Annotated in this window: 4 protein-coding genes and 1 pseudogene; 1 reads left to right on the forward strand and 4 read right to left on the reverse strand. The window is 69.5% G+C overall.

Annotated features, from left to right (window positions below):
- From N4R40_RS13150 to N4R40_RS13165, 4 genes and pseudogenes are all read right to left on the reverse strand, one after another.
- Window positions 1-525: pseudogene (locus tag N4R40_RS13150) on the reverse strand (hypothetical protein); the annotation flags it as partial.
- Between the two features lie 51 nt (window positions 526-576).
- Window positions 577-711 carry a hypothetical protein gene (locus N4R40_RS13155; protein ID WP_261607831.1) on the reverse strand — a complete coding sequence of 45 codons (135 nt, stop codon included), beginning with the start codon at window positions 709-711 and terminating at the stop codon, window positions 577-579.
- 5 nt (window positions 712-716) lie between these two features.
- Window positions 717-3,047, reverse strand: a complete 2,331-nt coding sequence (gene purL / locus N4R40_RS13160) for a phosphoribosylformylglycinamidine synthase subunit PurL (RefSeq protein WP_261607832.1) — start codon at window positions 3,045-3,047, stop codon at window positions 717-719.
- Window positions 3,048-3,246: 199 nt separating this feature from the next.
- Window positions 3,247-3,471, reverse strand: a complete 225-nt coding sequence (locus N4R40_RS13165; RefSeq protein ID WP_261607833.1) for a hypothetical protein — start codon at window positions 3,469-3,471, stop codon at window positions 3,247-3,249.
- A gap of 102 nt (window positions 3,472-3,573) precedes the next feature.
- On the opposite strand from N4R40_RS13165, the gene N4R40_RS13170 reads away from it, so the two are divergent.
- Complete coding sequence (locus N4R40_RS13170; protein WP_261607834.1) at window positions 3,574-3,903, forward strand: TraR/DksA C4-type zinc finger protein; 330 nt, start codon at window positions 3,574-3,576, stop codon at window positions 3,901-3,903.
- Window positions 3,904-3,933: the final 30 nt, after the last annotated feature.

Below are 3,933 nucleotides of genomic sequence, written 5' to 3' on the forward strand. Positions count from 1 at the left end.
GAACGCGGCCGTCTGGGGAACCCGACCGTCGCTCATCGTCGGAAAGGCGATGAGCTTGGCGGGGTCGGTCTCGTACTGCATCCATTGCGCTGTCACCGCATCGTGGGTGCTCATGAGCTTGGCCAGCGGGAGGGATGCCGGATCCCGCGTCGCCGCGGGCAGCGCGGCGCGGGCTGCGCTGACGTGGGCCCTCCGCGCGCGGACCGCCGCGGCTGCCGCGCGCGCCTCGCGTTGGGCGCGGTCGAGAGCGTGGCGTGCCGCGCCCACAGCGGCCGTGTCGGCGCGACCGGCGAAACGCTCGGCCTGAACCCGCGCGAGCTCGGCGCGCGTGACGCGGACGTCCATCCGGGTGCTCGTCGCATGCAGGCGTTCGCGGCGGAGGTCCTCACGCGCAGCGTCGTACTCGAGCTTGCGGGCGCGCACCGTTCGTTGCTGGCGCAGGGTGAGGAAGCCGACGGTGCCGGCCCCGATCACTGTCGGCCCCATCCACCAGAACTCGGCGACAGTTGCCCAAAGCGGATCCACAGCGTCATGCTAGTCGCCACCGCTGAGAAGCGTCCCCGAGCTCGTCGCGTCTCAGCCAAAGAGGAGAGCGAGGACGGTCGCACCGCCACCGACGAGGATGAGCGAGACGATCACCACCCACGCGATGATGCGTGTGCGGCGCGTGCGCGCCTCGTTCATGCCGGCGTACTCGTCCTGATCGGTCATGGCGTTCAGCCTACGGGTTCGGTGACAGTGGCGCCGAACACGCCGGGCAGCGTCGCCTGCGAGCTGCCGCGGAGCTCCGACACGGTCAACGTGAAGACATCCTGCACCTCGAGGGCCGCTTCGTCGCCGTCCGCGGCCGGGTCGGTCACGCCGATGCGCAGCACCGGGTAGCCGCGGCCTTCGCAGAGCCCGCGGAACTTGACGTCTTCCTCGCGCGGCACCGAGACGATCACTCGTCCGGTGGATTCGCTGAAGAGCGCGGTCGCGGCATCCACCCCGTCCCGCTCCATGATCTCGCGCAGCCAGACGCGTGCGCCGACGCCGAAACGCATGACGCCCTCGGCGAGGGCCTGGCCCAGGCCGCCTTCGGAGAGATCGTGTGCGGACGAGACGAGCTCCTGCTGCGACGCGGCGTGGATGAGCTCGGCCAGCCGCTTCTCCTGGCCGAGATCGACAGCCGGCGGACGACCGCCGAGGTGGCCGTGGATCGTGCCGGCCCACGCCGATCCGCTGAGCTCGGTGGAGGTGACGCCGAGCAGGTAGATGTTCTCGCCGGCATCCTGCCAGCCCGACGGGATGCGGCGGGCGACGTCGTCGATGATCCCGAGTACGCCGACGACCGGCGTCGGGAAGATCGGGGTGTCGCCGGTCTGGTTGTAGAAGCTCACATTGCCACCGGTGACCGGGACGCCGAGCTCGAGGCACGCGTCGGCGAGACCGTCGACGGCCTGGCCGAACTGCCACATGACCTCGGGGTTTTCCGGGCTGCCGAAGTTGAGGCAGTCGGTCACGGCGGTGGGAACCGCGCCCGTGACGGCGACGTTGCGATAGGCCTCGGCGAGGGCCAGCTGCGCGCCGGCGTACGGGTCGAGCTGGCAGAAACGTCCGTTGCAGTCCGTCGCGATCGCGAAGCCCAGGCCGCTTTCCTCGTCGACGCGGATCATGCCGGCATCGTCGGGGAAGCTGAGGGCCGTGTTGCCCATGACGTAGTAGTCGTATTGGTTGGTGATCCAGGAGGTGTCGGCGAGGTTCGGGCTGGCCACGAGCTGGAGGAACTGGCGGCGCAGTGTGTCGGGGTCATCCGTCCGGGGCAGGGCGGATGCCGAGTCCTCGCGGAGCGCATCGATCCAGGTCGGGTAGGCGACCGGGCGTTCGTACACCGGCCCGTCGACGGCGACGGTGGAGGGGTCGACGTCGACGATCTGCTCGCCGTGCCAGAAGATCTGCAGGCGGCCGTCGCCGGTCACTTCGCCCAGAACGCTGGTCTCGACGTCCCACTTGCCGACGACCGCGAGGAACGCCTCGAGCTTCTCGGGCGCCACGATCGCCATCATGCGCTCCTGGCTTTCGCTCATCAGGATCTCTTCGGGCGTCAGCGTCGGGTCGCGGAGAAGCACGTTCTCGAGGTCGACGCGCATGCCGCTGCCGCCGTTGGCGGCCAGCTCGCTCGTCGCGCACGAGATGCCCGCGGCACCGAGGTCTTGGATGGCTTCGACGAGCTCACCCTGGTACAGCTCGAGGCAGCATTCGATGAGCACCTTTTCGGCAAACGGGTCGCCGACCTGCACGGCGGGACGCTTGGTCGGACCGCCGTCGGCGAAGGTGTCGGACGCGAGGATCGACGCACCGCCGATGCCGTCACCACCCGTGCGTGCACCGAAGAGCACGACCTTGTTGCCGGCGCCGGTGGCGTTGGCGAGTTTGATGTCTTCGTGCCGCATGACGCCGACCGCGAGCGCGTTGACGAGCGGGTTGCCCTGGTAGACGGCGTCGAAGACGGTTTCGCCGCCGATGTTGGGCAGGCCCAGGCAGTTGCCGTAGAAGCTGATGCCGCTCGTCACGCCGTGCACGACCCGGGCCGTGTCGGGGTGGTCGATCGCGCCGAAGCGCAGCTGGTCCATGATCGCGACCGGACGGGCACCCATCGAGATGATGTCGCGGACGATGCCGCCGACGCCGGTCGCGGCGCCCTGGAACGGCTCGATGTAGCTCGGGTGGTTGTGCGACTCGACCTTGAAGGTCACCGCCCAGCCCTCGCCGACGTCGACGACACCGGCGTTCTGGCCCATGCCGACCATGAGTCGGGTCTTCATCTCGTCGGTGACCTTCTCGCCGAAGCGGCGGAGGTAGATCTTCGACGACTTGTACGAGCAGTGCTCGCTCCACATGACGGAGTACATCGCGAGCTCACCGGAGGTGGGGCGGCGGCCGAGGATCGTCTTGATCTGCGCGTACTCGTCGCTCTTCAGGCCGAGCGCACCGTAGGGCTGCTCTTTCTCCGGAGTGGCGACGGCGTTCTCGACGGTGTCGGCGACGGGGATGGTGGGGGTGCTCACGCGGCGGGGCTCCAGACTCACAGGACCCTTTCGCCGACGCGAAAGGTGACTTCCTTGAATGCCTTCATTCTAGGCGGGCCGCCCGCGCGGCGCCGAGCGCGCTGGTTCTTGCCGAGTGCGCTGGTTGAGACGCGCGGATATCCGGCGCACTCGGTCTTATCCGGCGCACTCGGCGAGGGAGGGGAGGAGGGGAGGTCGGTCAGTCGACGACGCCGATGCCCGTCGCCTTGTGGCTCGCGGTGTCGGGCTCGCCGTCCGGAGCCTTCGGCTCTTCACCGGGAGGGGTCTCCGTGCTGGGTTCCTCCAGCTGAGTGGTCGTCGGCATCCCATCGCTGTCGGTCGTCTGCTCGTCGGTGGGAGCCTGCGGCGGCTCGGGCGGTTGCGGCACCTGCGGGGGCTGGGGAGGGGATTGCGGGTCGGACATGGCGACTCCTTCCGTCGGGAATCCAGCATCCATCGCTCGCCGCCTGCTCGTGAACCCGGTTGACACGGCCGTCGCGTCGTGATCCGGGCGTAGCCTCGGAGGATGGATCGGTCGGTGCTCGAGGAGCGGATGCGGGAGCTCGATGCCGTACTCGAGCGTCTTCGCCGCGACGATGACAGCATCCGAGCCGACCGCGCCGATGCCACGGCCGATGACGAGCACGACCCCGAGGGCTCGACGCTGTCGGGCGAATGGCAGCGGATCGATGCGCTGCGCCGGGCGACGCAGGCCGAGCGTGCCGCCCTGGAGGCTGCGCTGGTGCGGATGGATGCCGGGACCTACGGTGTCTGTGCGCGCTGCGGGCGGGCGATTCCGGCCGAGCGGCTGGAGATTCGCCCGGGCGCACTCACCTGCGTGGCCTGCGCCGACTGAGCAGGCGTCCCGCGGCATCCTTCATCCGGC

The sequence above is a fragment of the Microbacterium memoriense genome, assembly GCF_025398275.1.
Taxonomy (GTDB): domain Bacteria; phylum Actinomycetota; class Actinomycetes; order Actinomycetales; family Microbacteriaceae; genus Microbacterium; species Microbacterium memoriense.